Source organism: Serratia sp. YWN4, from assembly GCF_055790845.1.
This window is the reverse complement of sequence record NZ_CM147696.1, coordinates 1,503,071-1,527,484: the sequence shown is the minus strand read 5'-3', so window position 1 is coordinate 1,527,484 and position 24,414 is coordinate 1,503,071. Positions and strand designations below refer to the sequence as shown.

Genomic DNA, 24,414 nt, shown 5'->3' with positions numbered 1-24,414 from the left:
AAAATGAGAGAGAATTGTCAAAGTATGACAAAGAGCACATATCGATGAGATTTTGTTACACGAATGAGCAATATCTTTTTTTGAATAAAAAATTCAATAAAATCAGAATAAATACTGATATCCAGGTAAATACCCTAAGAAAAGAAAGATTTCAGCCTGATAAAAACAAATACTTATGAAAAAAATGAGAGCGCTCTACAAATGATATTAATTTGCATCGCGAATATATAGAAGAGAGTTATACCCGCAGTGCAAAATATCAACATCAGGGGATTTCACAGCGAAAGAGCAGAGATAACGCCACGTTATCGGTGAAAAAAGGGGAGTGCCACAGAGGAAAAACGAGTTATTTCAAGCAATAAAAAAGCGCAACCTAAGTTGCGCTTTAAAACAGTGACAAAATCAGCGTTTATTCGCCCATTTTAGCCCAGGTATCCCGCAGGCCAACGGTGCGGTTAAACACCAGATGCTCCGCAGAAGAGTAGCGACTATCGGCACAGAAATAGCCTTCACGCTCAAACTGATAGGCTTTCTCTGGCTGTGCCGCCGCCAGGCTTGGTTCAACAAAGCCGTGCTTAATCACCAACGATTCCGGGTTGATGGTAGCCAAGAAATCCTCTGCCGCTGCCGGGTTAGCGACACTGAACAAGCGATCGTACAGACGGATTTCCGCTGGCAGCGCGTGTGCCGCAGACACCCAGTGGATCACACCTTTCACCTTACGGCCATCGGCAGGATCTTTGCTCAATGTCTCAGGATCGTAAGTACAGAAGATGGTGGTGATTTCACCCGCGGCATCTTTCTCTACGCGCTCGGCCTTAATCACATAGGCATTACGCAGGCGAACTTCTTTACCCAATACCAGGCGCTTGTACTGTTTGTTGGCTTCTTCACGGAAGTCGGCACGATCGATATACACTTCACGGCTGAAGGGGACTTCGCGGCTGCCCATTTCTGGCTTGTTCGGATGGTGAGGCATGGTAACCATCTGCACATCATCCGTCATGTTCTCAATGATCACTTTTACCGGATCCAGCACGGCCATGGCACGTGGGGCATTCTCATTGAGATCGTCACGAATGCAGGACTCCAACGCCATCATCTCAACGTTGTTGTCCTGTTTGGTCACACCGATGCGCTGGCAGAACTCGCGGATAGACGCAGCAGTGTAGCCACGGCGACGCAGGCCGGAAACGGTCGGCATACGCGGGTCGTCCCAACCTTCCACCACATTCTCGGTCACCAGCAGGCTCAGCTTGCGCTTTGACATGATGGCGTACTCAAGATTGAGGCGTGAAAACTCATACTGGCGTGGATGGCACGCAATAGTGATGTTATCCAGCACCCAGTCATATAGGCGGCGGTTGTCCTGAAACTCCAGCGTACACAGCGAATGGGTGATCCCTTCCAGCGCATCGGAAATGCAATGGGTGAAATCATACATCGGGTAGATGCACCATTTATTGCCGGTCTGATGGTGCTCGGCAAACTTGATGCGGTAGATCACCGGATCGCGCATGACGATGAACGGTGATGCCATGTCGATTTTGGCACGCAGGCACACGCTGCCTTCGGCAAACTCGCCGTTGCGCATCTTTTCGAACAACGCCAGGTTCTCTTCCACCGAGCGGTTGCGGTAAGGGCTGTCCTTCCCCGGTGCAGTCAGGGTGCCGCGATACTCGCGGATCTGCTCAGGCGTCAGTTCGTCGACATAGGCCAAGCCTTTACCGATCAGCTCAACCGCATACTGGTGCAGTTGATCAAAATAATCGGAAGAATAGCGAACGTTGCCGCTCCACTTGAACCCCAACCACTCCACATCGTGTTTGATGGAATCAACAAATTCGATGTCTTCTTTTACCGGGTTGGTGTCATCGAAACGCAGGTTACACTTGCCTTGGTAATCCTGCGCAATGCCAAAATTCAGGCAGATGGATTTCGCATGGCCGATATGCAAATAGCCGTTCGGCTCCGGCGGGAAGCGGGTCTGTACCGACGAATGCTTGCCTGACGCCAGATCTTCATCAATGATCTGACGGATAAAATTAGTTGGGCGGGCTTCTGCCTCACTCATGTCATTATTCCTCGAATGCAAAGCGCTACACATAACCACCTATGTTCCAACAAGCCACGTCTGGAAACAACCGTTAGTTTCACGAAAATAGGCTGCGCCGTACAAAAACAAAAAGGCGGGAAAAGATCGCTCTTTTCCCGCCAAGGTTATGACTTGTTTAACGCCCGAAATAACTCGGGGGAAACAGGCTTACTTTTGAATCTCGAACAGTTTGGTCTGGCCAGCAATCACATGACCGGTTGCCAGCGCCGTCAGGCCTGCGTAATCATCCGCATTACTGACCACCACTGGGCTGATCATTGAGCGCGCATTGGCATTCAGGTATTCCAGATCCATTTCCAGAATCGGCTGACCTGCTTTCACCTCTGCGCCTTCTTCCACCAGGCGTTTAAAGCCCTGGCCATTCAGCGCCACGGTGTCGATACCCATGTGCACCACAATTTCCGCGCCTTTATCGGTTTCCAGACAGAAAGCATGGTTGGTGTTGAAAATCTTCACCACGGTGCCATCGGCTGGCGCTACCACGATTTTGTCGGTTGGGCGAATTGCCACACCGTCACCCACCGCTTTGCTGGCAAAAGCTTCGTCAGGCACCTGGTCCAGCGCCACAACCTCACCGGTTACCGGCGCTACCAACACCTGGAAAGAGGCTTTCTGCACGTTAGGCACCGCCTGCGGCTTCACTTCTGCTGCTGCAACAGCGGCAGGTGCCGTAGTGGCGGCTACCGGGCCTGCGGCCACGATATTGCGCATAGCGCTGGCAATCAGTTCGGCACGGGTGCCAACGATAACCTGCACACTTTGCTTGTTCAGACGAATCACACCGGAAGCACCCAGGCGTTTGGCAACGGCATCGTTAACCAATGCAGAGTCTTTCACGTTCAGGCGCAGACGAGTGATACAGGCATCGATACCCGTCAGGTTTTCAGAACCCCCGATCGCCCCAACATAGCGACGAGCCAAGGTTGTGGTTTCGTTTTCGTCTTTACCTGCATCACTATTCACATTCACGTCATAACCATCGGTTTCGTCACCGGCAACGGCCAGTTCACGGCCTGGGGTCATCAGGTTAAATTTGTTAATAGTGAAACGGAATATCACGTAGTAGATAGCGAAGAACATCAAACCTTGTGGGATCAGCATATACCAGTGGGTTGCCAGCGGGTTACGCGTTGACAGGAACATATCCACCAGACCGGCACTGAAACCGAAGCCCGCAATCCACTGCATACTAGCGGCGATGAACACGGAGATACCGGTCAGCACAGCGTGGATCACATACAGCACCGGAGCCACGAACATGAAGGAGAATTCCAGCGGTTCGGTGATACCGGTAAAGAAGGCCGCAAAAGCCCCTGCCAGCATGATACCCAGCACTTTGGCTTTGTTCTCAGGACGGGCACAGTGATAAATCGCCAATGCCGCACCCGGCAAGCCGAACATCATGATTGGGAAGAAGCCTGCCTGATAACGACCAGTAATACCGACAACGGCTTTACCGGATTCGATTGACTGCTGGCCACCCAGGAAGTTAGGAATATCGTTAATACCGGCAACGTCAAACCAGAATACGGAGTTCAGCGCATGGTGCAGACCCACCGGGATTAACAGACGGTTGAAGAACGCGTAGATACCCGCGCCAACGGAACCCAGCTTCTGAATGTGCTCACCGAAGTTCACCAAGCCGCTGAAGACCACCGGCCAGACGTACATCATAATGAAAGCAACCAGGATCATCAGGAACGAGATCAGGATTGGCACCAGGCGACGGCCGCTGAAGAACGACAGCGCCTTCGGCAGTTCAACGCTGCTGAAACGGTTGTAAACTTCGGCTGAGATGATCCCTACCAGAATACCGACGAACTGGTTCTGAATTTTACCGAACGCAGCAGGCACCTGATCAACGGGGATTTTCTGGATCATCGCCACGGCACCCGGTGAACATAGGGTGGTTAATACCAGAAAACCGACAAAACCGGTCAGCGCAGCGGCACCGTCTTTGTCTTTCGACATACCATAAGCTACACCGACGGCAAACAGCACCGCCATATTGTCGATGATGGCTGCGCCAGATTTGATAAACAATGCTGCCAGAGCGTTATCACCGCCCCAACTAACAGGGTCAATCCAGTACCCGACGCCCATCAAAATGGCAGCGGCAGGCAATGTGGCGACCGGAACCATCAAGGCCCGACCTACCTTTTGCAAATAACTAAGAATGTTCACCTTTTCCCCCTATTCGTCCGCGGACGGACCCTATTAGTAGTTTATTGAGAAAACTCACTACCTTTTTAGAAATAAACAACGCGTGGTACCTAACAGACCGTATCTCAACCGGATTAATGGTGGGATACATTCTCTTAATGCGGAGTGTAAAAAAATTATTTCGTATCGCAAATTAAAACCTCCTTTTTTGTGATTTACATCACCAAAAAGCAGTCTTAAGCTGCCACATTGCTAGCCATCGCACAAAACTTATTTTATCATTCAAAAAATCAAAGGGCGCGGACGTTTAACGCGAGCTTCGCAAAGCTGGGTTACGCTTAAGACTCCAACTCTGACCCCATCACAGTATAGCCACAGTTTATTTTACCAAGAGGTGTATGATGAGACTTATCCCACTGAAAGATACTGCACAAGTCGGCAAATGGGCTGCACGCCATATCGTCCAGCGTATTAACGCGTTCCAACCAACGGCCGATCGCCCGTTTGTACTCGGTCTGCCGACCGGCGGCACCCCGCTTGAAGCCTACAAGCATCTGATTGCCATGCACAAAGCAGGGGAAGTCAGCTTTAAACACGTGGTCACCTTCAACATGGATGAATATGTTGGCTTGCCGCAGGAACACCCTGAAAGCTATCATACCTTTATGTACAGCAACTTCTTTAATCACGTTGATATCCCAAGTGAAAATATCAATCTGCTGAACGGCAATGCGCCAGACGTGGACGAAGAGTGCCGCCAGTACGAAGCCAAGATCAAATCCTACGGTAAAGTTCACCTGTTCATGGGCGGCGTGGGCGTTGACGGGCACATTGCGTTCAATGAGCCAGCCTCTTCCCTGTCTTCACGTACTCGCATCAAAACGCTGACGGAAGAAACCCGCATCGCCAACTCCCGCTTCTTTGACGGCAACGTCAGCCAGGTACCGAAATACGCCCTGACCGTAGGCGTCGGCACGTTGCTGGATGCGGAAGAAGTGATGATCCTGGTGATCGGCCGTGGCAAGGCACAAGCCCTGGAAGCCGCCGTTGAAGGCTGTGTCAACCACATGTGGACCATCAGTTGCCTGCAACTGCACGCAAAATCCGTTGTGGTCTGCGATGAGCCTTCTACCATGGAGCTCAAGGTGAAAACCGTTAAATACTTCCGTGAATTAGAAGCGGAAAGCGTTAATAGTCTTTAATTTTTGCAGGGGGCTACATGTTCGCTTTAACCCAATGCCGGATTTTTACCGGCCTAGACGTGCTTGATAACCATGCGGTAGTGATTGCTGATGGTCTGATTGAACGGGTCTGTCCGCTGGCTGAACTGCCTGCGGGTATTGAAACGCGCGATCTGGGTGGTGCCATCCTAGCCCCCGGTTTTATTGACGTTCAGCTTAATGGCTGCGGTGGCGTGCAATTCAACGACTCGCTGGAAGCCATCTCGGAAACAACGCTGGAAATCATGCAGCGTGCCAATGAGAAATCGGGCTGTACCAGTTATCTGCCTACGCTGATCACCTGTAGCGACGACTTTATGAAGCACGGCATCAACGTGATGCGCGCTTATTTGAAGAACAACCCGAATCAGGCACTTGGCCTGCATCTGGAAGGGCCATACCTGAGCCCGATCAAGAAAGGAACGCACAACCCGGCGTTTATCCGCAAGCCGACCAGCGAGATGATCGATTACCTGTGCGCCAACGCCGACGTGATCACCAAAGTGACGCTGGCACCGGAAATGGTTGAGCCTCATTTCATCAAGCAATTGACCCAGGCCGGTATCGTGGTTTCCGCGGGTCACTCAAACGCCACCTACGATCAGGCACGTATCGGTTTCGCGGCGGGCATTACCTTCGCCACGCATCTGTACAACGCCATGCCGTATATTACCGGGCGAGAACCCGGCCTGATGGGCGCCATTTTCGACACGCCTGAAGTGTATACCGGCATTATTGCCGACGGGCACCACGTCGCCTGGGCGAGTATCCGTAACGCCAAACGGGCAAAAGGTGATAAATTAGTTCTGGTTACCGACGCCACCGCACCCGCAGGCGCGGAGATTGACCAATTTATTTTCGCTGGAAAAACAATATACTATCGCGACGGATTATGCGTTGATGAAAACGGTACCCTGAGTGGTTCCGCACTGACCATGATCGAAGCGGTGCAGAACAGTGTGGAACACGTGGGTATCGTACTGGACGAAGCGCTGCGTATGGCCACGCTGTATCCAGCGCGCGCCATCGGCGTTGCACAACGCTTAGGCACGATCGAAGCTGGTAAGGTGGCAAACCTGACCGCATTCACCCGTGATTACCAGATCACAAAAACCTTCGTTAACGGTAACGAGGTTTAACTCATAGACAAAGAGTAAAATTATTGATGAGCACAGGCGGACAGGCACAAATAGGGAACGTTGACTTAGTCAAACAACTTAACGGCGCAGCAGTTTACCGCCTGATCGACCAACAAGGCCCGATCTCGCGGATTCAGATTGCTGAACTCAGCCAGCTTGCCCCCGCCAGCGTCACTAAAATTACTCGTCAGCTGTTGGAGCGCGGGCTGATCAAAGAAGTTGATCAGCAAGCCTCCACCGGCGGCCGCCGTGCGATTTCCATTGTCTCCGAAACCCGCCAGTTCCATACCGTAGCCGTGCGCCTTGGCCGCCATGATGCCACCATTACGCTGTACGACATGAGCGGCAAGTCACTGGGCGAGGAGCACTATCCCCTGCCGGAACGTACTCAGGAAACACTGGAAAACGCACTGTTCAGCGCTATTGAGCAGTTTATTGACAGCTACCAGCGCAAACTGCGCGAATTGATCGCCATTGCCGTGATCCTGCCCGGCCTGGTCGCTCCGTCCAAGGGCGTGGTGCACTACATGCCGCACATCAGCGTCAACAACTGGACGCTGGTTGATAACCTTCAGCAACGCTTCAACATCACCAGTTTTGTCGGCCATGACATTCGCAGCCTGGCGCTGGCGGAGCATTATTTCGGTGCCACACGGGATTGTGAAGACTCCATTCTGGTGCGTTTGCACCGTGGCACCGGTGCCGGGATTATCGTCAATGGCCAAATCTTCCTGAGTAATAATGGCAACGTCGGCGAGATCGGCCATATTCAGATCGATCCCCTCGGCGAACGCTGCCACTGCGGCAATTTTGGCTGCCTGGAAACCGTAGCGTCTAACGCAGCGATCGAGCAGCGTGTGCGCCATCTGCTCACGCAGGGTTACCCAAGCAAACTGACACTGGACGACTGTAACATCGCCGCCATCTGCAAAGCAGCCAACCGTGGTGATTTGCTGGCAAGCGAAGTGATCGAACACGTCGGCCGTTATCTGGGTAAAGCGGTAGCGATCGCCATCAACCTGTTCAACCCGCAAAAAGTGGTCATTGCTGGCGATATTACCGAAGCGGACAAAGTGTTATTGCCAGCGATCCAAAGCTGCATCAATACTCAGGTACTGAAAGATTTCCGCAAGAATCTGCCGGTGGTCACCTCAGAACTCAATCATCGCTCGGCGATCGGTGCTTTCGCTCTGGCCAAACGGGCTATGCTCAATGGTGTGCTCTTACAGCGGCTGCTGGAAAGCTGAACCACCCTCCGGCAAGTCAATCAAGAGAAACAGCAACAATGATGATTAAAAACGTAATATGTGACATCGACGGTGTGCTGATGCACGACAACACTGCCGTTCCCGGTGCCGATCTGTTCCTGGCACGCATTCAGGAGCAGGGTATGCCGCTGGTGATGCTGACCAACTACCCGTCGCAGACTGCACAGGATCTGGCTAACCGCTTTGCCGCCGCCGGGCTGGATGTGCCGGAAAGTGCATTTTATACCTCGGCCATGGCTACCGCCGATTTCCTGCGTCGCCAGGAAGGTAAAAAAGCCTATGTGATTGGTGAAGGCGCTCTGATTCACGAACTGTATAAAGCCGGTTTTACCATTACCGATATCAACCCGGATTTCGTGATCGTCGGTGAAACGCGCTCGTACAACTGGGATATGATGCATAAAGCGGCCTACTTCGTAACCAATGGCGCGCGGTTCATTGCCACCAACCCGGATACCCACGGCCACGGATTTGTTCCTGCCTGCGGAGCGCTATGCGCACCGATCGAAAAGATCACCGGGCGTAAACCGTTTTACGTGGGTAAACCGAGCCCATGGATTATCCGCGCCGCGCTGAACAAACTGCAGGCCCATTCGGAAGAAACTGTGATTGTCGGTGACAACCTGCGCACCGATATTTTAGCTGGCTTCCAGGCCGGGCTGGAAACCATTTTGGTGTTATCCGGTGTTTCCACGTTGAATGATGTCGAAACCATGCCGTTCCGCCCGAGTTATATTTTCCCTTCGGTGGCAGATATCAATATCTTTTGATCCTCAGGGCGACGATCTCAGTCGCCCGGTTATTTTCCCTCCATGCAAAAATCAATTAATAGCCTCAGATTATTTTCAACGTGAGATTTATTTATCTGCGGTGAATAAAGCTTTCATCCTCACCAGGTAAAAAAACGGCATTCTAGATTCATGCCCAATAACTTTATTTGCGGCATGTTAACTAAATCCTGTTTTCACAAATAACGAGGTTAATGATGACTGATATTAATTCTTCCGTTCTGAGAACCCTAACCGACGACGCCGCTACTATGCCGGATATGCGGAACAAAAAGATCATGATGGGTTTTTGGCATAACTGGCAGGCAGGTAACAGCGACGGCTATCAGCAAGGCCAATTCGCAAATATGAATCTGACCGATATCCCTGATGCATACAATGTGATTGCCGTAGCGTTTATGAAAGGCGAAGGTATCCCCACCTTTAAGCCCTACAACCTTTCCGATGCTGAATTCCGCCGCCAGGTTGGCGTATTGAATCGCCAAGGGCGTGCGGTATTAATCTCTCTCGGCGGTGCCGATGCGCATATCGAATTAAAAACCGGCGATGAAGACAGGCTAAAAGATGAAATTATCCGCTTGGTAGAAACCTATGGTTTCGACGGACTGGATATTGATCTGGAACAAGCAGCAATTGGTGCCGCCAACAATAAAACCGTCTTACCCACTGCACTGAAGAAAGTAAAAGACTATTACGCTACCCAAGGTAAAAACTTTATTATCAGCATGGCACCAGAATTCCCTTATTTACGGACGGCGGGTAGTTATCTGGATTATATTTCCGCGCTAGAAGGTTATTATGATTTTATCGCGCCACAATACTACAATCAAGGGGGTGATGGTCTTTGGGTTGATGAAGCCAATAGCGGCAAAGGTGCCTGGATTACCCAGAACAATGATGCGATGAAAGAAGATTTTCTGTATTACCTGACAGAAAGCCTGGTCACCGGTACCCGCGGTTACACAAAAATCTCACCCGCTAAATTTGTTATCGGCCTGCCAAGCAATATCGACGCAGCAGCGACCGGTTACGTGGTCGATCCGCAGGTGGTCTATCGCGCGTTCAACCGCTTGGATGCTAATAATTTGTCGATCAAAGGCTTGATGACCTGGTCCGTTAACTGGGACAACGGTAAAAGCAAAGCGGGTGTAACATACAACTGGGAATTTGCCAAACGCTACGCCCAGTTAATTCAGGGAGGCGTGCTCCCACCGCAGCCAGAAAAACCCAGTGCCCCCACGGCGCTGACCGTTTCCGCCTTGGCTGCGACTTCATTACAATTGAGCTGGTCTGCCGCTACCGGCAGTAATCCTGTCATTAGTTACACCGTTTATCGCAACGGTAATGCTATTGGCCAAACAGGTAACCTTAGTTTGCAAGACAGGGGCCTGACCGCCAACACCCAATACAGTTACTTTGTCACCGCAACCGACAGTAAAGGTAATCAATCATTGCCGAGCAACCCACTGACGGTAAAAACTGCGGACGATGGCACCACGCCACCGAATCCAGGCGTAGCCGAGTGGGAAATCAACCACGCTTATAAAGCCGGTGACCTAGTCACCTATCAAGGTAAGAAATATACCTGCATTCAAGCGCATACTTCGAATGCGAGCTGGACACCGACTGCTGCCCTCACCCTGTGGCAATTAATCGCCTGATAGTCCTTGCGCCTATCCAGCTACAGCGTTGTTGGCAGTGACGTAAATCTGCTCAATGGATTGTCGGAAAATTTTACCGGCAATCCATGTACTCTCTTAAAAATTGCACATTCACTAATTTTCTACGTATAAAACTGAATATCCGCTAATTCCAGCCACTACCCAACTGACTATTTCTCAGCACAACGTTAAAACACTTGCATCTTCCTCAGGTTTTGACGCATTTTCATCATCAGAAGGCAACAAAACCGCGCTATCATTGATAAAACGGTAATGCCATACCTAAACATCACAGCCCAAGAAAAGTCGTTAGGAGAGTTTGTATGTGTTCTATTTTCGGTGTGCTCGATCTGAAGTCCTATCCGGTTGAACTGCGTAAAAAAGCGCTGGAGCTGTCTCGCCTGATGCGCCATCGCGGCCCGGACTGGTCCGGCGTTTACGCCAGCGATAAAGCCATTCTGGCGCATGAGCGCCTGTCGATTGTCGACGTAAACAATGGTGCCCAACCGCTGTATAACGCTGCGCACACCCACGTTTTGGCCGTCAACGGTGAAATTTATAACCACCAGGCACTGCGCCAGCAATTGGGCAATCGCTATGAATTCCAGACCGGCTCCGACTGTGAAGTAATTCTGGCGCTGTATCAGGAAAAAGGCCCAGACTTCCTTGATGAACTGCAAGGCATGTTCGCCTTTGCTCTGTACGACGCAGAAAAAGATGCCTACCTGATTGGCCGCGACCATCTCGGCATCATCCCGCTGTATATGGGCCATGATGAACATGGCAACCTGTTTGTCGCTTCTGAAATGAAAGCGCTGGTGCCGGTGTGCCGCAGCATCAAAGAGTTCCCGGCAGGCAGCTACCTGTGGAGCCAGGATGGGGAGATCCGTGAATACTACCAGCGTGATTGGTTTGACTTCGACAACGTTAAAGACAACGTAACCGATGCCAACGCGCTGCGTAATGCACTGGAAGAGGCGGTGAAAAGCCACCTGATGTCCGACGTGCCTTACGGCGTGCTGCTCTCCGGCGGTCTGGATTCTTCGGTGATTTCTGCCATTACCAAAAAATATGCCGCACGCCGCGTGGAAGATGACGAGCGCAGCGAAGCCTGGTGGCCGCAGTTGCACTCCTTTGCCGTCGGCCTGGAAGGCTCACCGGATCTGCGTGCCGCCAAAGAAGTGGCTAACCATCTGGGCACCGTACACCATGAAATCCACTTCACGGTGCAGGAAGGGCTGGATGCGATCCGTGACGTGATTTACCACATCGAAACCTACGATGTGACCACTATCCGCGCCTCAACGCCGATGTACCTGATGTCGCGTAAAATCAAAGCGATGGGGATTAAAATGGTGCTGTCCGGCGAAGGCGCTGATGAAGTGTTCGGCGGCTATCTGTACTTCCATAAAGCGCCGAATGCCAAAGAATTCCATGAAGAAACTGTGCGTAAGCTGCTGGCGCTGCATATGTATGACTGTGCCCGAGCCAACAAAGCCATGTCGGCCTGGGGGGTGGAAGCCCGCGTGCCGTTCCTGGATAAAAACTTCCTCGATGTGGCGATGCGCCTTAACCCGACAGACAAAATGTGCGGCAACGGCAAAATGGAAAAACACATTATTCGCGAGTGTTTTGAATCCTACCTGCCAGCCAGCGTCGCCTGGCGCCAGAAAGAGCAGTTCTCCGACGGCGTAGGCTACAGCTGGATCGATACGCTGAAAGAAGTGGCTGCCCAGCAGATCAGCGATCAACAGCTTGAAACCGCACGTTTCCGTTTCCCGTACAACACGCCAAGTTCGAAAGAAGGCTACCTGTACCGCGAGATTTTCGAAGAGCTGTTCCCGCTGCCAAGCGCGGCTGAATGCGTTCCTGGCGGCCCGTCTGTGGCCTGTTCGTCAGCAAAAGCCATTGAATGGGATGAGTCCTTCAAAAAGATGGACGATCCGTCTGGCCGTGCCGTTGGCGTTCACCAGTCGGCCTATAAGTAGATCTTCCTCTTTTTTACCCTCGGCGGGCCTCAGGCCCGCTTTTTTGTTGCTGTTTTCACGCATTAATTGCCCTAATTGCTGGTTTTGTCGCCAACCTGTTCACAACCCAGACAAACGAGACGTTCAGGTGCTTTTTCGGGAAAAAACTTGTTGACGCAAAACGACCATATACGCATAATGCGCCCCGCAACGCCGATGAAGGTTGCGCGAAAAAAGATGGCTACGTAGCTCAGTTGGTTAGAGCACATCACTCATAATGATGGGGTCACAGGTTCGAATCCCGTCGTAGCCACCATCTTTTTGCGGGAGTGGCGAAATTGGTAGACGCACTAGATTTAGGTTCTAGCGCCGCAAGGTGTGCGAGTTCAAGTCTCGCCTCCCGCACCATTTTCTTTCATCGCGTTGTGTAACAGCAGGTGGGGTATCGCCAAGCGGTAAGGCACCGGTTTTTGATACCGGCATTCCCTGGTTCGAATCCAGGTACCCCAGCCATCTTTTTCAGGATGGGGCGCTGTATAAAAATTTGATTGTGTTATTGGGGTATCGCCAAGCGGTAAGGCACTGGTTTTTGATACCAGCATTCCCTGGTTCGAATCCAGGTACCCCAGCCATACAACATCGTCAATGAGTAAAATACGTAACAATGGCTACGTAGCTCAGTTGGTTAGAGCACATCACTCATAATGATGGGGTCACAGGTTCAAATCCCGTCGTAGCCACCATTGTAGTCTGCTCCATTGGGGTGTCGCCAAGCGGTAAGGCTCTGGTTTCTGATACCAGCATACCCAGGTTCGAATCCTGGCACCCCAGCCAAATTCAGAAAAGCTCGCTTCGGCGGGCTTTTTGCTTTTCTACGATTGAGCAATCGGCTGGCCCAGCCGATTGCTGAGCCTTACCAACAGAAGGTCACAACCCCAACGCATACTTCAGCGCATGTTCCTTCAGCTTGCCCGCCCGCTGCGCCACCATCAGCGCCAGATTACGCGCCACGCCCAGCGGGGCCAGATTATTGCTGAAAGCGGTATAAAACAGATCCATACCGCTTTGCATCAGCAGGTTATCAGTACGCCGACGGCGCTGATAGCGCATCAATACCGCTTCGCTGGCCCAATCTTCCCCCAGCTCACGTGCGCCGCTTACCACCTCCAACAAGGCATCCACATCCCGGTATCCCAAGTTAACGCCCTGCCCGGCCAACGGATTGATGGTATGGGCAGCATCACCCAGCAGTACCAACCCGGGTTGTACGTAGCGCTGCGCATGGCTGCGCACCAAAGGGAAGGATCCGGCCGCATGCACCTTAACGGCACCTAAGCGCGCCGGGAAAGCCGCAGCAATTTCACGCTCAAGCTGCTCCAGTGGCAAAGCCTGTAGCTGACGAATGCGCTGTGGGCTGTCGTACCACACCAGCGAAGCCCATTGATCGTATAAGGGTAAGAAAGCACGCGGGCCAGAAGGGAAAAACTGCTGCCAGGTCACATCCTGCTGCGGCGCACCGGTTTCCACGGTGATCAACATGCAGGACTGGCGGTATTGCCAACCGCTGGTGCCAATCGCCGCCAGTTTGCGCACCTGTGAGTGTGCGCCGTCCGCCCCTATCACCAAACGCGCCTGCAAGGTCTCAGACGAGCTTAACGTCACCTGCCAGCGGTCATGAGCACGCTGCATTGATTGCAGCTTGGCAGGGCAATAGAGCGTTAAATTCTCGCACTGTTCCAATTGCTGCCACAGCGCCAGTTGCAAAATACGATTCTCGACCATAAAACCCAGCTCTGGCAGCCCCAGCGAGGCCGCATCGAACGCCACCCGTGAGGATTCCCATTCCCAGGTTTCCAACCGGCGATAGGGTGCCAAACGCATCTTTTCCACCGCTGGCCAGGCACCCAGCTGTTTCAACAACCCCACAGAAGTGCAGCCGATAGCGGAAATCCGCAGATCCGGCGGGCTTTGTGCATCGAATGCATCTGGAGCCTGATGCTCCAGCAACGCAACAGATAATCCGGCCTGCGCCAACCCCAAGGCCGCCGCCGCGCCAACCATACCGCCGCCGACCACCACCACATCAACCCGTTTTTGCGAAGTCTTCATTTTGGCCATACTTTTCGATTAATTGAGCGCCGCCCGACCGGTTACGGCATTTCCCGCCAGTGTAACGGATTTTTAATTTGGCTTCAGGTCGCTCTGCTGGTCACAACCGCAGCAAATGTTTACAATACCTTTCCTGCATGGCGCTTAACGCAATTTTCTCTTCGCACTGAGTAATGGCAAATCAATGATGAAAAAACTGCATATCAAAACCTGGGGTTGCCAGATGAATGAGTACGACTCATCCAAGATGGCCGATCTACTGGGAAGCACACACGGTTACGAATGGACTGATAACGTTGAAGAAGCGGACGTGTTGCTGCTGAATACCTGCTCGATCCGCGAAAAAGCGCAGGAAAAAGTTTTCGGTATGCTGGGCCGCTGGAAGCTGCTGAAAGAGAAGAATCCAGAGCTGATTATCGGTGTAGGCGGCTGTGTCGCCTCGCAGGAAGGTGAACATATCCGTAAACGTGCGCCTTGTGTCGACATCATTTTTGGCCCACAAACGCTGCACCGCCTGCCGGAGATGATCAACCACGTCAAAGGGACGCACAGCCCGATCGTGGATATCAGCTTCCCGGAAATCGAGAAGTTTGACCGCCTGCCGGAACCCCGAGCCGAAGGGCCGACCGCTTTTGTCTCAATCATGGAAGGCTGTAACAAATACTGCACTTTCTGCGTGGTGCCTTATACCCGCGGTGAAGAAGTCAGCCGCCCGAGCGACGACGTGCTGTTTGAGATCGCCCAGTTAGCGGCTCAGGGCGTGCGCGAAGTGAACCTGCTCGGCCAGAACGTTAACGCCTATCGTGGCGCAACCTACGATGGCGGGATCTGCTCCTTTGCTGAACTGCTGCGTCTGGTTGCCGCGATCGACGGTATTGACCGCCTCCGCTTCACCACCAGCCATCCGATCGAATTTACCGATGATATTATCGCAGTGTATGAAGACACGCCGGAGCTGGTGAGCTTCCTGCATCTGCCGGTGCAGAGCGGTTCAGATCGTATTCTGACCATGATGAAACGCGCGCATACTGCGCTGGAATACAAAGCCATTATCCGCAAGCTGCGCAAAGTGCGCCCCAATATTCAGATCAGTTCCGACTTTATCATCGGCTTCCCTGGCGAAACCCAGGCCGATTTCGAACAGACCATGAACCTGATTGCCGAAGTGAAATTCGATAACAGCTTCAGCTTTATCTATTCGCCGCGCCCTGGCACACCGGCCGCCGATCTGCCTGACGATATCAGCGAAGAAGAGAAAAAGCAGCGGCTGTATATCCTCCAGGATCGTATTCATCAGCAGGTATTAGCATTCAGCCGCCGCATGGTGGGCACCGTACAGCGCATTCTGGTAGAAGGTACATCGCGTAAGAGCGTGATGCATCTGGCTGGCCGTACCGAGTGCAACCGGATGGTCAACTTCGAAGGTTCGCCGGAGATGGTCGGCCAGTTTGTCGATGTCGAAATTACCGAAGTACTCGCCAATTCACTGCGCGGCACCGTGGTGCGCACCGAGCAGCAGATGGATCTGCGCGTGCATGAATCACCCCACGCGGTGATCGCACGTACCCGTAAGGAAAATGAACTGGGCGTCGGCACTTACCAGCCCTGATAACGCTTTAACACCGGGCAACCACATCTGCCCTGCAACCCTTTTTCTCTGCCGGGCTGTTTTTGCCCGGCGATTTTTTATTTTGATGATGAGGCAATACAATAATGCAACTCCCACACTGCCCGAAGTGCAACTCCGAATACACCTATCAGGACAACGATCTGTTCATCTGCCCTGAGTGCGCCCATGAGTGGAGCGATAGCGCCGCGGCAGAAGACGCGGATACGCTGATCGTCAAAGATGCCAACGGCAATCTGCTGGCCGATGGCGATGCGGTGACCGTGATCAAGGATCTGAAAGTCAAAGGCAGCTCTTCCATGCTGAAGATCGGCACCAAAGTGAAAAACATCCGTCTGGTGGAAGGCGATCACAATATCGACTGCAAAATCGATGGCTTTGGCCCGATGAAGCTGAAATCCGAGTTTGTGAAAAAGAACTGATCCTTCCCGGTTGCAAGGGCCAAAATTGTTGGCCCTCATCACTTTCCCCCTCTTGAATTCTCTTCCTGGCGCACAGATAGATCTGGGTAAACTTGCGCCCATGCTGTACACCATGAATAATTCAAGAAAGAGAGTTCGGGGTTTGCCCTGAACGCGCGCGTTGAAAACGCGTTACGTGACATCAACCAGGCCCTGTGTGAGCCTTGAGGAATAGTTTGAACGTCGCAACACAAGAAATCCTGTTAGAGCCCGCAGACAATCAACGTTTGTTGAGCCTGTGCGGCCCGTTTGATGACAACATCAAACAGCTCGAACGCCGGTTGGGGATTGAAATCAACCGCCGCGACAACCGTTTCAAGCTGGTGGGTAAAAACCTGTGCGTGGTTGCCGCCGCCGATATCCTGCGTCACCTGTATGTGGATACTGCCCCGATCCGTGGAGTGATCCCGGATATCGACCCGGAACAGATTCACCTGGCGATCAAAGAGAGCCGGGTGCTGGAGCAGGTTGCCGACAGCGTGCCGGATTACGGCAAAGCGGTCACCATCAAAACCAAGCGTGGCATGGTTAAACCCCGCACGCCCAATCAGGCGCAGTATGTCGCCAATATTTTCGCTCACGACATCACCTTCGGCATTGGCCCAGCGGGTACCGGTAAAACCTATCTGGCCGTCGCCGCAGCCGTTGATGCGCTGGAACGCCAGGAAATCCGCCGTATTCTGCTGACCCGCCCGGCGGTTGAAGCCGGTGAAAAACTTGGCTTCCTGCCGGGGGATCTGAGCCAGAAAGTCGACCCGTATCTTCGCCCGCTGTACGACGCCCTGTTCGAAATGCTGGGCTTTGAGCGGGTAGAAAAACTGATCGAGCGTAACGTGATCGAAGTGGCCCCACTGGCCTATATGCGCGGTCGCACCCTGAATGATGCCTTTATCATTCTGGATGAAAGCCAGAACACCACCATCGAACAGATGAAGATGTTCCTGACGCGCATCGGTTTCAACTCAAAAGCGGTGATCACCGGTGATGTCACCCAGATCGATCTGCCGCGCAACCAGAAATCCGGCCTGCGCCACGCGGTGGAAGTGCTGTCTGAAGTGGAAGAGATCAGCTTCAACTTTTTCCACAGTGAAGACGTAGTTCGCCACCCGGTGGTCGCCCGTGTGGTGATCGCCTATGAAGCCTGGGAGGCCGCCGAGCAGAAACGCAAAGACGCGGTCGCCGAGCAACGTAAACGCGAGGCATACATCGCCTCTGAGCAGGAGGCTCCATGAGCCTAGTGATCCTGGATTTACAAATCGCCTGCGCCAGCAGCCAAGGGCTGCCGGATGAAGCCACCTTCCAGCGTTGGCTAGAGGGCGTGCTGCCGCAGTTTCAGGAAGAAGCCGAAGTCACCATTCGCCTGGTGGATGAGGCGGAAAGCAACGAACTGAACCTGACTTACCGCGGTAAAGATAAGCCTACCAACGTGCTGTCATTCCCGTTCGAAGCGCCGCCGGGGATCGAGCTACCGCTGCTGGGCGATCTGATCATTTGCCGCCAGGTGGTTGAACAGGAAGCGGTTGAGCAACAGAAGCAGCTTGAAGCGCACTGGGCGCATATGGTTGTTCACGGTAGCCTTCATCTGCTAGGGTATGACCATATTGAAGACGATGAAGCCGAAGAAATGGAGTCTTTGGAAACCGAGATCATGCAAGATATGGGCTATCTAGACCCTTATCTGGCGGAAAAAGACCCCAACTGACGTCAGCATCAGCCCCGATCTGGCGCTGAAGCTGACTACCTTAACTCTGACATGAGTGATATTCACTAAACGCCATGAGCGACGACCATTCACAAAGCAATGACAGCCCCAGTCCCAAAAAGGGGTTTTTTACTCTTATCCTTAACCAGCTATTCCACGGTGAACCTAAGAACCGTGGCGATCTGGTCGAGCTAATCCGTGATTCCGAGCAAAACGATCTGATCGACCCTGATACCCGCGACATGCTGGAAGGCGTGATGGATATCGCCGAGCAGCGCGTGCGCGATATCATGATCCCGCGCTCCCAGATGGTGACGCTCAAGCGCAACCAGCGGCTGGAAGAGTGCCTGGATGTGATCATCGAATCTGCCCACTCGCGCTTCCCGGTGATCAGTGAAGATAAAGATCACATCGAAGGTATTCTGATGGCCAAGGATCTGCTGCCGTTTATGCGCGCCGATTCCGAGCCATTCAGCATCGACAAGGTGCTGCGCCCCGCCGTGGTGGTGCCAGAAAGCAAGCGGGTTGACCGGATGCTGAAGGAGTTCCGCTCCCAGCGTTATCACATGGCGATCGTCATTGATGAATTCGGCGGCGTATCCGGCCTGGTGACCATTGAAGACATTCTGGAGCTGATTGTCGGCGAAATTGAAGACGAATATGACGATGAAGACGATCTGGATGTGCGCCAGCTCAGCCGCCACATGTTTACCGTGCGCGCGCTGGCACCGATCGAAGACTTCAACGAGGTTTTCGGCACCCACTTCAGCGATGATGAGGTCGACACCATTGGCGGTTTGGTAATGCAAGCCTTCGGCCACCTGCCTGCACGCGGGGAAACCATTGAAATCGAAGGTTACCTGTTTAAAGTGGCGATGGCCGACAGCCGACGCATCATCCAAGTGCATGTCAAAATTCCGGACGATTCTCCGCAACCGAAACTGGAAGAATAAATCACACATGGCTAAAGCCTATTTACTTGAACGCCAGCGGGTTCGCGCCCTGCTGGCGCTATTGTCAGGTGCCTGCGGCACGCTGGCATTCTCTCCTTACGATTTTTGGCCCGCAGCCATTGTCTCGCTGTTTGGCCTGCTGGCCGTAACTCTCAACCGCATCACCCGCCAATCTGCCCTGCTCGGCTTCTGCTGGGGATTAGGGCTGTTCGGCAGCGGTGTGAACTGGGTTTACGTCAGCATTGCCGATTTCGGCGGCATGCCGTTTGCCATCAATATCTTCCTGGTTGCGCTGCTGGCGGCCTATCTTTCGCTGTATACCGGGTTGTTTGCCGGGTTGCTGACGCGCATCTGGCCACGCACCACCTGGTGGCGGCTGGCAATTGCCGCACCGGCCCTGTGGCAACTGACGGAGTTCCTGCGCGGCTGGGTGCTCACTGGCTTCCCTTGGCTGCAATTTGGTTATAGCCAGATCGATGGCCCGCTGAAAGGCATTGCGCCACTGCTGGGCGTGGATGCCATCACCCTGATCCTGATGTCTCTCAGCGGCCTGCTGGTGTTTGCCGTGGCTCAGCGCCGTATCGCTCCGGCGGTGATTGCCATCGCCATGCTGTTGCTGCCTTGGCCGCTGCGCCAGCTTCACTGGTTTACTCCACTGCCGGAAAAAGCGGTAAACATCGCCATGGTGCAGGGCAACATCGCACAATCGATGAAGTGGGATCCCAAGGTGCTGGTCAGTACGCTGCAAACCTATCTGGATGAAAGCCGTCCATTTATGGGCAAAGCACCGATCATCATCTGGCCGGAATCGGCCATTCCAGACGTGGAGAGCAACCAGAGCGGTTTTCTCACCATGATGGACGACTTAATGCGCGCCAAAAACAGCAGCCTGATTACCGGGATTGTTGATGCACGCGCCACCCCGCAAGGCACGCAGTTTTTCAACAGCGTGATCGTTCTGGGTGAAGAAACGCCGTACAACTACCCGGCAGCCAATCGCTACAACAAGCACCATTTAGTGCCGTTCGGCGAATTCGTGCCATTAGAAACGCTGCTGCGCCCGCTGGCGCCGTTGTTCGATTTGCCGATGTCCTCTTTCAGCCGTGGCGATTACGTGCAACCGCAGTTGAACGTACGGGGGTTCAACCTGACGGCGGCCATCTGCTATGAAATCGTGCTTGGCCAGCAGGTGCGTGACAACTTCCGGCCAGATACCAACTTCTTGCTGACTGTCTCCAACGATGCCTGGTTCGGCCACTCCATCGGCCCGTGGCAGCATTTCCAGATGGCGCGCATGCGTGCGCTGGAATTGGGCCGTCCTCTGCTGCGCAGCACCAATAATGGGATTACCGCAGTGGTTGGCCCGCTGGGCGAAGTGCAGGCGTCGATCCCGCAGTTCACCCGCAAAGTGCTGGCGGTGGAAGTCACCCCGACCACCGGCGTCACACCGTATGCCCGCTTCGGTTCCACACCGGTTTGGATCATCACCGTGCTGCTGGGTGGCATTGCACTGATCGCTGGGTTACGTCGTCAGTAATGACTTTTCAGGGCGCTCATGCGCCCTGCCTCACCGCTGTTCCTCCCTTTTCTGGCACGTTCCTTGCTTTAACTATTCTGTGTAGGTTGCTGATTTACTTTTACCGATGTCGTGCGGCACTTGGTGCACAACGCCAGAGCATAATATGCACCTTCACAGTGCACTGGCCGTTTATTGCATCCATTTGGTGCGCGTGATGTCGCAAAAAATGAAACAATTTAGTTTCATACTGTTCACAATCGGCTATTTTCTATCGGTAATCCGTCTAAGAGTCTCTATAACACAAGTCGGTAATAGCCGTTTTCACCCGATGCTCGCTAAGCTCGGGCAATCACAACATCAGAGGAGTTGGACCATGCAAATGCGCAAGTTGGCGTTATCGCTACTGCTTATCGGTATGTCTTGTAGCGTAGCCCATGCGGAAGAACTGACCGGTACGCTGAAGAAAATCAAAGACAACGGTGTGATTGTCGTTGGTCACCGTGAATCCTCAGTTCCGTTCTCCTACTACGATAACCAGCAGAAAGTGGTGGGCTATTCTCAGGATTACTCAAACCTGATTATTGATGCAGTTAAGAAAAAATTGGATGCGCCGAATTTGCAGGTGAAAATGCTGCCGATCACCTCGCAAAACCGTATTCCCCTGTTGCAAAATGGCACCTTCGACTTTGAATGTGGTTCCACCACCAACAACCTTGAGCGCCAGCAGCAGGCCGCATTCTCCAATACCATCTTCGTCGTAGGCACCCGCCTACTGGTGAAGAAAGGTTCCGACATCAAAGAGTTCAAAGATCTGGCGGGCAAAGCCGTCGTAGTGACCTCGGGCACCACTTCTGAAGTGCTGCTCAACAAACTGAACGACAAAGACCAGATGAAGATGCGCATCATCAGCGCCAAAGACCATGGTGACTCTTTCCGGACTCTGGAAAGCGGCCGTGCAGTGGCCTTTATGATGGATGATGCTCTGCTTGCGGGTGAACGTGCGAAGGCGAAGAAACCCGATCAGTGGGAAATCGTTGGCACACCGCAATCCAAAGAAGCCTATGGCTGCATGATGCGTAAAGACGATGCGGAATTCAAAAAGCTGGTTGACGATACCATCGCTCAGGCACAGACCTCGGGTGAATCTGCCAAACGGTTTGATATCTGGTTCAAACAACCAATCCCACCAAAAAATCTCAACATGAACTTCGAACTGTCTGACGACATGAAGCAACTGTTCAAAGAGCCTAACGACAAAGCACTGAACTAATAAAAGATTTACCCTAAATAATTCGAGTTGCAGGAAGGCGGCGACGCAGCGAATCCCCAGGAGCTTACATAAGTAAGTGACTGGGGTGAGTGAGAAAAACCAACGCACATGCAACTTGAAGTATGACGGGTATAAGGCCGGAGCAACCGGCTTTGTTGATGGCTGACAATGGGCAGACAGGACTGCGGGAGGCCGTTCCCCTCCCGCATTCTCCCTTCACTCAGGGGCCCCTACTGAATAGTCATCAAGCTTTAAGGTGCTCTGCACCTGTTTAACGGAGTTTGTTATGTCAATAGATTGGAACTGGGGTATCTTCCTGCAGCAGGCCCCGTTTGGGAACACCACTTACCTTGGCTGGATTTGGTCCGGTTTTCAGGTCACGGTCGCCCTCTCCGTCTGTGCATGGATTATCGCTTTCTTTGTCGGTTCACTGTTCGGTATCTTGCGAACCGTGCCAAACCGTTTTCTCTCCACACTGGGTACCTGCTACGTCGAGCTGTTCCGTAATGTGCCGCTGATCGTACAGTTTTTCACCTGGTATCTGGTCATGCCGGAACTGCTGCCAGCCGATCTCGGCATGTGGTTTAAAACCGAGCTGGACCCTAACATTCAGTTTTTCGTCTCTTCCATGCTGTGCCTTGGGCTGTTTACTGCTGCCCGCGTCTGCGAGCAGGTACGCGCCGGGATCCAATCCTTGCCGCGCGGCCAGCGTGCTGCTGGGTTGGCGATGGGCCTGACGCTGCCACAAACCTATCGCTATGTGCTGTTGCCGAATGCCTACCGGGTGATTGTGCCGCCGATGACCTCGGAGATGCTCAACCTGGTGAAAAACTCCGCCATCGCCTCCACCATCGGGTTGGTGGATATGGCCGCCCAGGCCGGTAAACTGCTCGATTACTCCGCGCACGCCTATGAATCCTTTACTGCCATCACTCTCGCGTATATCGGTATCAACGCCGTGATTATGTTGTTTATGCGTGTCGTCGAGAAGAAAGTGCAGTTACCTGGCAATATGGGGAGTAAATAATGTACGAATTTGATTGGGGATCGATTGTCCCGAGCTTCCCGTATCTGCTGCAAGGGCTAATGATCACGCTGAAAATCACCGTGATCGCCATCGTCTTCGGTATCCTCTGGGGCACCGTTCTGGCGGTAATGCGCCTGTCGCCGATCAAGCCGATCAGCTGGTTTGCGGCGCTGTACGTCAACCTGTTCCGCTCCGTTCCGCTGGTGATGGTGCTGCTGTGGTTCTATCTGGTGGTGCCAAGCCTATTACAACAGGTTCTAGGCCTATCACCGAAAACCGATATTCGCCTGATCTCGGCTATGGTAGCCTTTTCCCTGTTTGAAGCGGCCTATTACTCGGAGATTATCCGCGCCGGTATTGAGAGCGTGTCACGCGGCCAGTCTTCAGCGGCCTTGGCTTTGGGGATGACGAACTGGCAGTCGATGCGGTTGGTGATCCTGCCGCAGGCGTTCCGCGCCATGGTGCCACTGCTGTTGACCCAGGGGATCGTGCTGTTCCAGGATACCTCGCTGGTTTACGTGCTGAGCCTGGCCGACTTCTTCCGTACCGCCTCAACCATTGGCGAGCGCGACGGCACGCAGGTTGAAATGATCCTGTTTGCGGGTCTTGTCTATTTTGTTATCAGTATCGCCGCGTCGGCACTGGTAAGTTATTTGAAGAAAAGGACTGTTTGATGATATCCCTGAAAAATGTTTCTAAGTGGTACGGTCACTTTCAGGTTCTGACCGATTGCACCACCGAAGTCAAAAAAGGCGAAGTAGTGGTGGTCTGCGGTCCTTCAGGCTCAGGCAAGTCTACCCTGATTAAAACGGTCAACGGGCTGGAGCCGATTCAGAAAGGCGATATCCTGGTTAACGGCACGCAGGTTAACAACAAAAGTACCAACCTGGCGCAACTGCGTTCCAAAGTCGGCATGGTGTTCCAGCATTTTGAGCTGTTCCCCCATTTGTCGATCATTGAAAACCTGACGTTGGCGCAGATCAAAGTGCTTAAGCGCGATAAAGAAGCCTCACGCGAGAAAGCGCTGAAATTGCTTGAGCGCGTGGGCCTTTCCGCACATGCCAACAAATTCCCCGGTCAGTTGTCTGGCGGCCAGCAGCAGCGCGTAGCGATTGCCCGTGCGCTCTGTATGGATCCGATCGCCATGCTGTTCGATGAACCCACTTCCGCGCTCGACCCGGAAATGATCAACGAAGTGCTGGACGTAATGGTGAAACTGGCGCAAGAAGGGATGACCATGATGGTGGTGACGCACGAAATGGGCTTTGCCCGTAAGGTGGCTCACCGGGTGATCTTTATGGATGAAGGGAAAATCGTTGAAGATCGTAATAAAGACGATTTCTTCAACAATCCGCAGTCCGATCGCGCCAAAGACTTCCTGGCCAAAATTCTTCATTAAAGCGCCTAATGCGCCCCGCTATGGG

The 24,414-nt window shown here is 52.9% G+C and carries 19 protein-coding genes and 6 tRNA genes; 22 read left to right on the top strand and 3 right to left on the bottom strand.

Annotated features, from left to right (window positions below):
- Window positions 1–409: 409 nt before the first annotated feature.
- A complete protein-coding gene (gene glnS, locus ACX9GT_RS07160) occupies window positions 410–2,074 on the bottom strand; it encodes a glutamine--tRNA ligase (RefSeq protein WP_473190447.1) in 1,665 nt (554 codons plus the stop codon).
- 189 nt (window positions 2,075–2,263) lie between these two features.
- Window positions 2,264–4,300 (bottom strand): N-acetylglucosamine-specific PTS transporter subunit IIBC, encoded by a 2,037-nt coding sequence (nagE, locus tag ACX9GT_RS07155; RefSeq protein ID WP_473190446.1) that lies wholly within the window; start codon window positions 4,298–4,300, stop codon window positions 2,264–2,266.
- Between the two features lie 380 nt (window positions 4,301–4,680).
- Between nagE and nagB the strand changes: the two genes are divergently transcribed.
- The 12 genes from nagB to ACX9GT_RS07095 all read left to right on the top strand — a co-directional run bounded on the left by nagB (window position 4,681) and on the right by ACX9GT_RS07095 (window position 13,156).
- On the top strand, window positions 4,681–5,481 hold the full coding sequence (gene nagB / locus ACX9GT_RS07150) for a glucosamine-6-phosphate deaminase (protein ID WP_473191528.1): 801 nt from the start codon (window positions 4,681–4,683) through the stop codon (window positions 5,479–5,481).
- A gap of 17 nt (window positions 5,482–5,498) precedes the next feature.
- Window positions 5,499–6,638 (top strand): N-acetylglucosamine-6-phosphate deacetylase, encoded by a 1,140-nt coding sequence (gene nagA, locus ACX9GT_RS07145; protein WP_473190445.1) that lies wholly within the window; start codon window positions 5,499–5,501, stop codon window positions 6,636–6,638.
- A gap of 26 nt (window positions 6,639–6,664) precedes the next feature.
- Window positions 6,665–7,885, top strand: coding sequence for a DNA-binding transcriptional regulator NagC (gene nagC, locus ACX9GT_RS07140; RefSeq protein WP_473190444.1), 1,221 nt, complete (start codon window positions 6,665–6,667; stop codon window positions 7,883–7,885).
- Between the two features lie 38 nt (window positions 7,886–7,923).
- Window positions 7,924–8,676, top strand: coding sequence for an HAD-IIA family hydrolase (locus tag ACX9GT_RS07135; RefSeq protein ID WP_473190443.1), 753 nt, complete (start codon window positions 7,924–7,926; stop codon window positions 8,674–8,676).
- A gap of 215 nt (window positions 8,677–8,891) precedes the next feature.
- Complete coding sequence (locus tag ACX9GT_RS07130) at window positions 8,892–10,355, top strand: carbohydrate-binding protein (protein ID WP_473191527.1); 1,464 nt, start codon at window positions 8,892–8,894, stop codon at window positions 10,353–10,355.
- A gap of 323 nt (window positions 10,356–10,678) precedes the next feature.
- Window positions 10,679–12,343, top strand: a complete 1,665-nt coding sequence (asnB, locus tag ACX9GT_RS07125) for an asparagine synthase B (RefSeq protein WP_473190442.1) — start codon at window positions 10,679–10,681, stop codon at window positions 12,341–12,343.
- Between the two features lie 218 nt (window positions 12,344–12,561).
- A tRNA-Met gene (locus tag ACX9GT_RS07120) sits at window positions 12,562–12,638 on the top strand.
- Between the two features lie 7 nt (window positions 12,639–12,645).
- Window positions 12,646–12,730, top strand: a tRNA-Leu gene (locus ACX9GT_RS07115).
- Window positions 12,731–12,760: 30 nt separating this feature from the next.
- Window positions 12,761–12,835, top strand: a tRNA-Gln gene (locus ACX9GT_RS07110).
- A 44-nt stretch (window positions 12,836–12,879) separates the two neighbouring features.
- Window positions 12,880–12,954 (top strand) — tRNA-Gln (locus tag ACX9GT_RS07105).
- Between the two features lie 34 nt (window positions 12,955–12,988).
- A tRNA-Met gene (locus ACX9GT_RS07100) sits at window positions 12,989–13,065 on the top strand.
- 16 nt (window positions 13,066–13,081) lie between these two features.
- Window positions 13,082–13,156 (top strand) — tRNA-Gln (locus tag ACX9GT_RS07095).
- A 93-nt stretch (window positions 13,157–13,249) separates the two neighbouring features.
- On the opposite strand, the gene ubiF is transcribed toward ACX9GT_RS07095, so the two are convergent.
- On the bottom strand, window positions 13,250–14,431 hold the full coding sequence (ubiF, locus tag ACX9GT_RS07090; protein ID WP_473190441.1) for a 3-demethoxyubiquinol 3-hydroxylase: 1,182 nt from the start codon (window positions 14,429–14,431) through the stop codon (window positions 13,250–13,252).
- A gap of 184 nt (window positions 14,432–14,615) precedes the next feature.
- Here ubiF and miaB point away from each other — a divergent pair, with 184 nt between their 5' ends.
- The 10 genes from miaB to ACX9GT_RS07040 all read left to right on the top strand — a co-directional run bounded on the left by miaB (window position 14,616) and on the right by ACX9GT_RS07040 (window position 24,389).
- Window positions 14,616–16,040 carry a tRNA (N6-isopentenyl adenosine(37)-C2)-methylthiotransferase MiaB gene (gene miaB / locus ACX9GT_RS07085; protein WP_473190440.1) on the top strand — a complete coding sequence of 475 codons (1,425 nt, stop codon included), beginning with the start codon at window positions 14,616–14,618 and terminating at the stop codon, window positions 16,038–16,040.
- Window positions 16,041–16,144: 104 nt separating this feature from the next.
- A complete protein-coding gene (locus tag ACX9GT_RS07080) occupies window positions 16,145–16,480 on the top strand; it encodes a zinc ribbon domain-containing protein YjdM (RefSeq protein ID WP_473190439.1) in 336 nt (111 codons plus the stop codon).
- A gap of 215 nt (window positions 16,481–16,695) precedes the next feature.
- Window positions 16,696–17,751, top strand: coding sequence for a PhoH family protein (locus tag ACX9GT_RS07075; RefSeq protein ID WP_473190438.1), 1,056 nt, complete (start codon window positions 16,696–16,698; stop codon window positions 17,749–17,751).
- Entirely contained in the window at window positions 17,748–18,221 is a 474-nt protein-coding gene (ybeY, locus tag ACX9GT_RS07070; RefSeq protein ID WP_473190437.1) for an rRNA maturation RNase YbeY, read from the top strand. The genes ACX9GT_RS07075 and ybeY overlap by 4 nt, the downstream gene beginning before the upstream one ends.
- 74 nt (window positions 18,222–18,295) lie before the next feature.
- Window positions 18,296–19,174: a CNNM family magnesium/cobalt transport protein CorC gene (gene corC / locus ACX9GT_RS07065; protein ID WP_459399458.1), complete on the top strand. Its 879-nt coding sequence runs from the start codon at window positions 18,296–18,298 to the stop codon at window positions 19,172–19,174.
- Between the two features lie 7 nt (window positions 19,175–19,181).
- On the top strand, window positions 19,182–20,711 hold the full coding sequence (gene lnt, locus ACX9GT_RS07060; protein WP_473190436.1) for an apolipoprotein N-acyltransferase: 1,530 nt from the start codon (window positions 19,182–19,184) through the stop codon (window positions 20,709–20,711).
- A 355-nt stretch (window positions 20,712–21,066) separates the two neighbouring features.
- Window positions 21,067–21,963 (top strand): glutamate/aspartate ABC transporter substrate-binding protein, encoded by an 897-nt coding sequence (locus ACX9GT_RS07055; RefSeq protein WP_473190435.1) that lies wholly within the window; start codon window positions 21,067–21,069, stop codon window positions 21,961–21,963.
- A 286-nt stretch (window positions 21,964–22,249) separates the two neighbouring features.
- The gene (locus ACX9GT_RS07050; protein WP_473190434.1) at window positions 22,250–22,990 is read left to right on the top strand and encodes an amino acid ABC transporter permease; all 741 of its coding nucleotides are present in this window, start codon (window positions 22,250–22,252) and stop codon (window positions 22,988–22,990) included.
- The gene (gene gltK, locus ACX9GT_RS07045) at window positions 22,990–23,664 is read left to right on the top strand and encodes a glutamate/aspartate ABC transporter permease GltK (protein ID WP_459399462.1); all 675 of its coding nucleotides are present in this window, start codon (window positions 22,990–22,992) and stop codon (window positions 23,662–23,664) included. Before ACX9GT_RS07050 ends, gltK begins: the two co-directional genes overlap by 1 nt.
- Window positions 23,664–24,389: an amino acid ABC transporter ATP-binding protein gene (locus ACX9GT_RS07040; RefSeq protein WP_473190433.1), complete on the top strand. Its 726-nt coding sequence runs from the start codon at window positions 23,664–23,666 to the stop codon at window positions 24,387–24,389. The genes gltK and ACX9GT_RS07040 overlap by 1 nt, the downstream gene beginning before the upstream one ends.
- The last annotated feature ends 25 nt before the right edge of the window (window positions 24,390–24,414 follow it).

Bases quoted from the DNA above. Each gene is read 5' to 3' on its own strand.
- ACX9GT_RS07040 (WP_473190433.1), top strand. From the start codon at position 23,664: ATGATATCCCTGAAAAATGTTTCTAAGTGGTACGGTCACTTTCAGGTT.
- miaB (WP_473190440.1), top strand. From the start codon at position 14,616: ATGATGAAAAAACTGCATATCAAAACCTGGGGTTGCCAGATGAATGAG.
- lnt (WP_473190436.1), top strand. From the start codon at position 19,182: ATGGCTAAAGCCTATTTACTTGAACGCCAGCGGGTTCGCGCCCTGCTG.
- ACX9GT_RS07080 (WP_473190439.1), top strand. From the start codon at position 16,145: ATGCAACTCCCACACTGCCCGAAGTGCAACTCCGAATACACCTATCAG.
- corC (WP_459399458.1), top strand. From the start codon at position 18,296: ATGAGCGACGACCATTCACAAAGCAATGACAGCCCCAGTCCCAAAAAG.
- nagA (WP_473190445.1), top strand. From the start codon at position 5,499: ATGTTCGCTTTAACCCAATGCCGGATTTTTACCGGCCTAGACGTGCTT.
- nagC (WP_473190444.1), top strand. From the start codon at position 6,665: ATGAGCACAGGCGGACAGGCACAAATAGGGAACGTTGACTTAGTCAAA.
- ybeY (WP_473190437.1), top strand. From the start codon at position 17,748: ATGAGCCTAGTGATCCTGGATTTACAAATCGCCTGCGCCAGCAGCCAA.
- ACX9GT_RS07050 (WP_473190434.1), top strand. From the start codon at position 22,250: ATGTCAATAGATTGGAACTGGGGTATCTTCCTGCAGCAGGCCCCGTTT.
- ubiF (WP_473190441.1), bottom strand. From the start codon at position 14,431: ATGAAGACTTCGCAAAAACGGGTTGATGTGGTGGTGGTCGGCGGCGGT.
- gltK (WP_459399462.1), top strand. From the start codon at position 22,990: ATGTACGAATTTGATTGGGGATCGATTGTCCCGAGCTTCCCGTATCTG.
- ACX9GT_RS07135 (WP_473190443.1), top strand. From the start codon at position 7,924: ATGATGATTAAAAACGTAATATGTGACATCGACGGTGTGCTGATGCAC.
- ACX9GT_RS07130 (WP_473191527.1), top strand. From the start codon at position 8,892: ATGACTGATATTAATTCTTCCGTTCTGAGAACCCTAACCGACGACGCC.
- glnS (WP_473190447.1), bottom strand. From the start codon at position 2,074: ATGAGTGAGGCAGAAGCCCGCCCAACTAATTTTATCCGTCAGATCATT.
- nagB (WP_473191528.1), top strand. From the start codon at position 4,681: ATGAGACTTATCCCACTGAAAGATACTGCACAAGTCGGCAAATGGGCT.
- ACX9GT_RS07055 (WP_473190435.1), top strand. From the start codon at position 21,067: ATGCAAATGCGCAAGTTGGCGTTATCGCTACTGCTTATCGGTATGTCT.
- asnB (WP_473190442.1), top strand. From the start codon at position 10,679: ATGTGTTCTATTTTCGGTGTGCTCGATCTGAAGTCCTATCCGGTTGAA.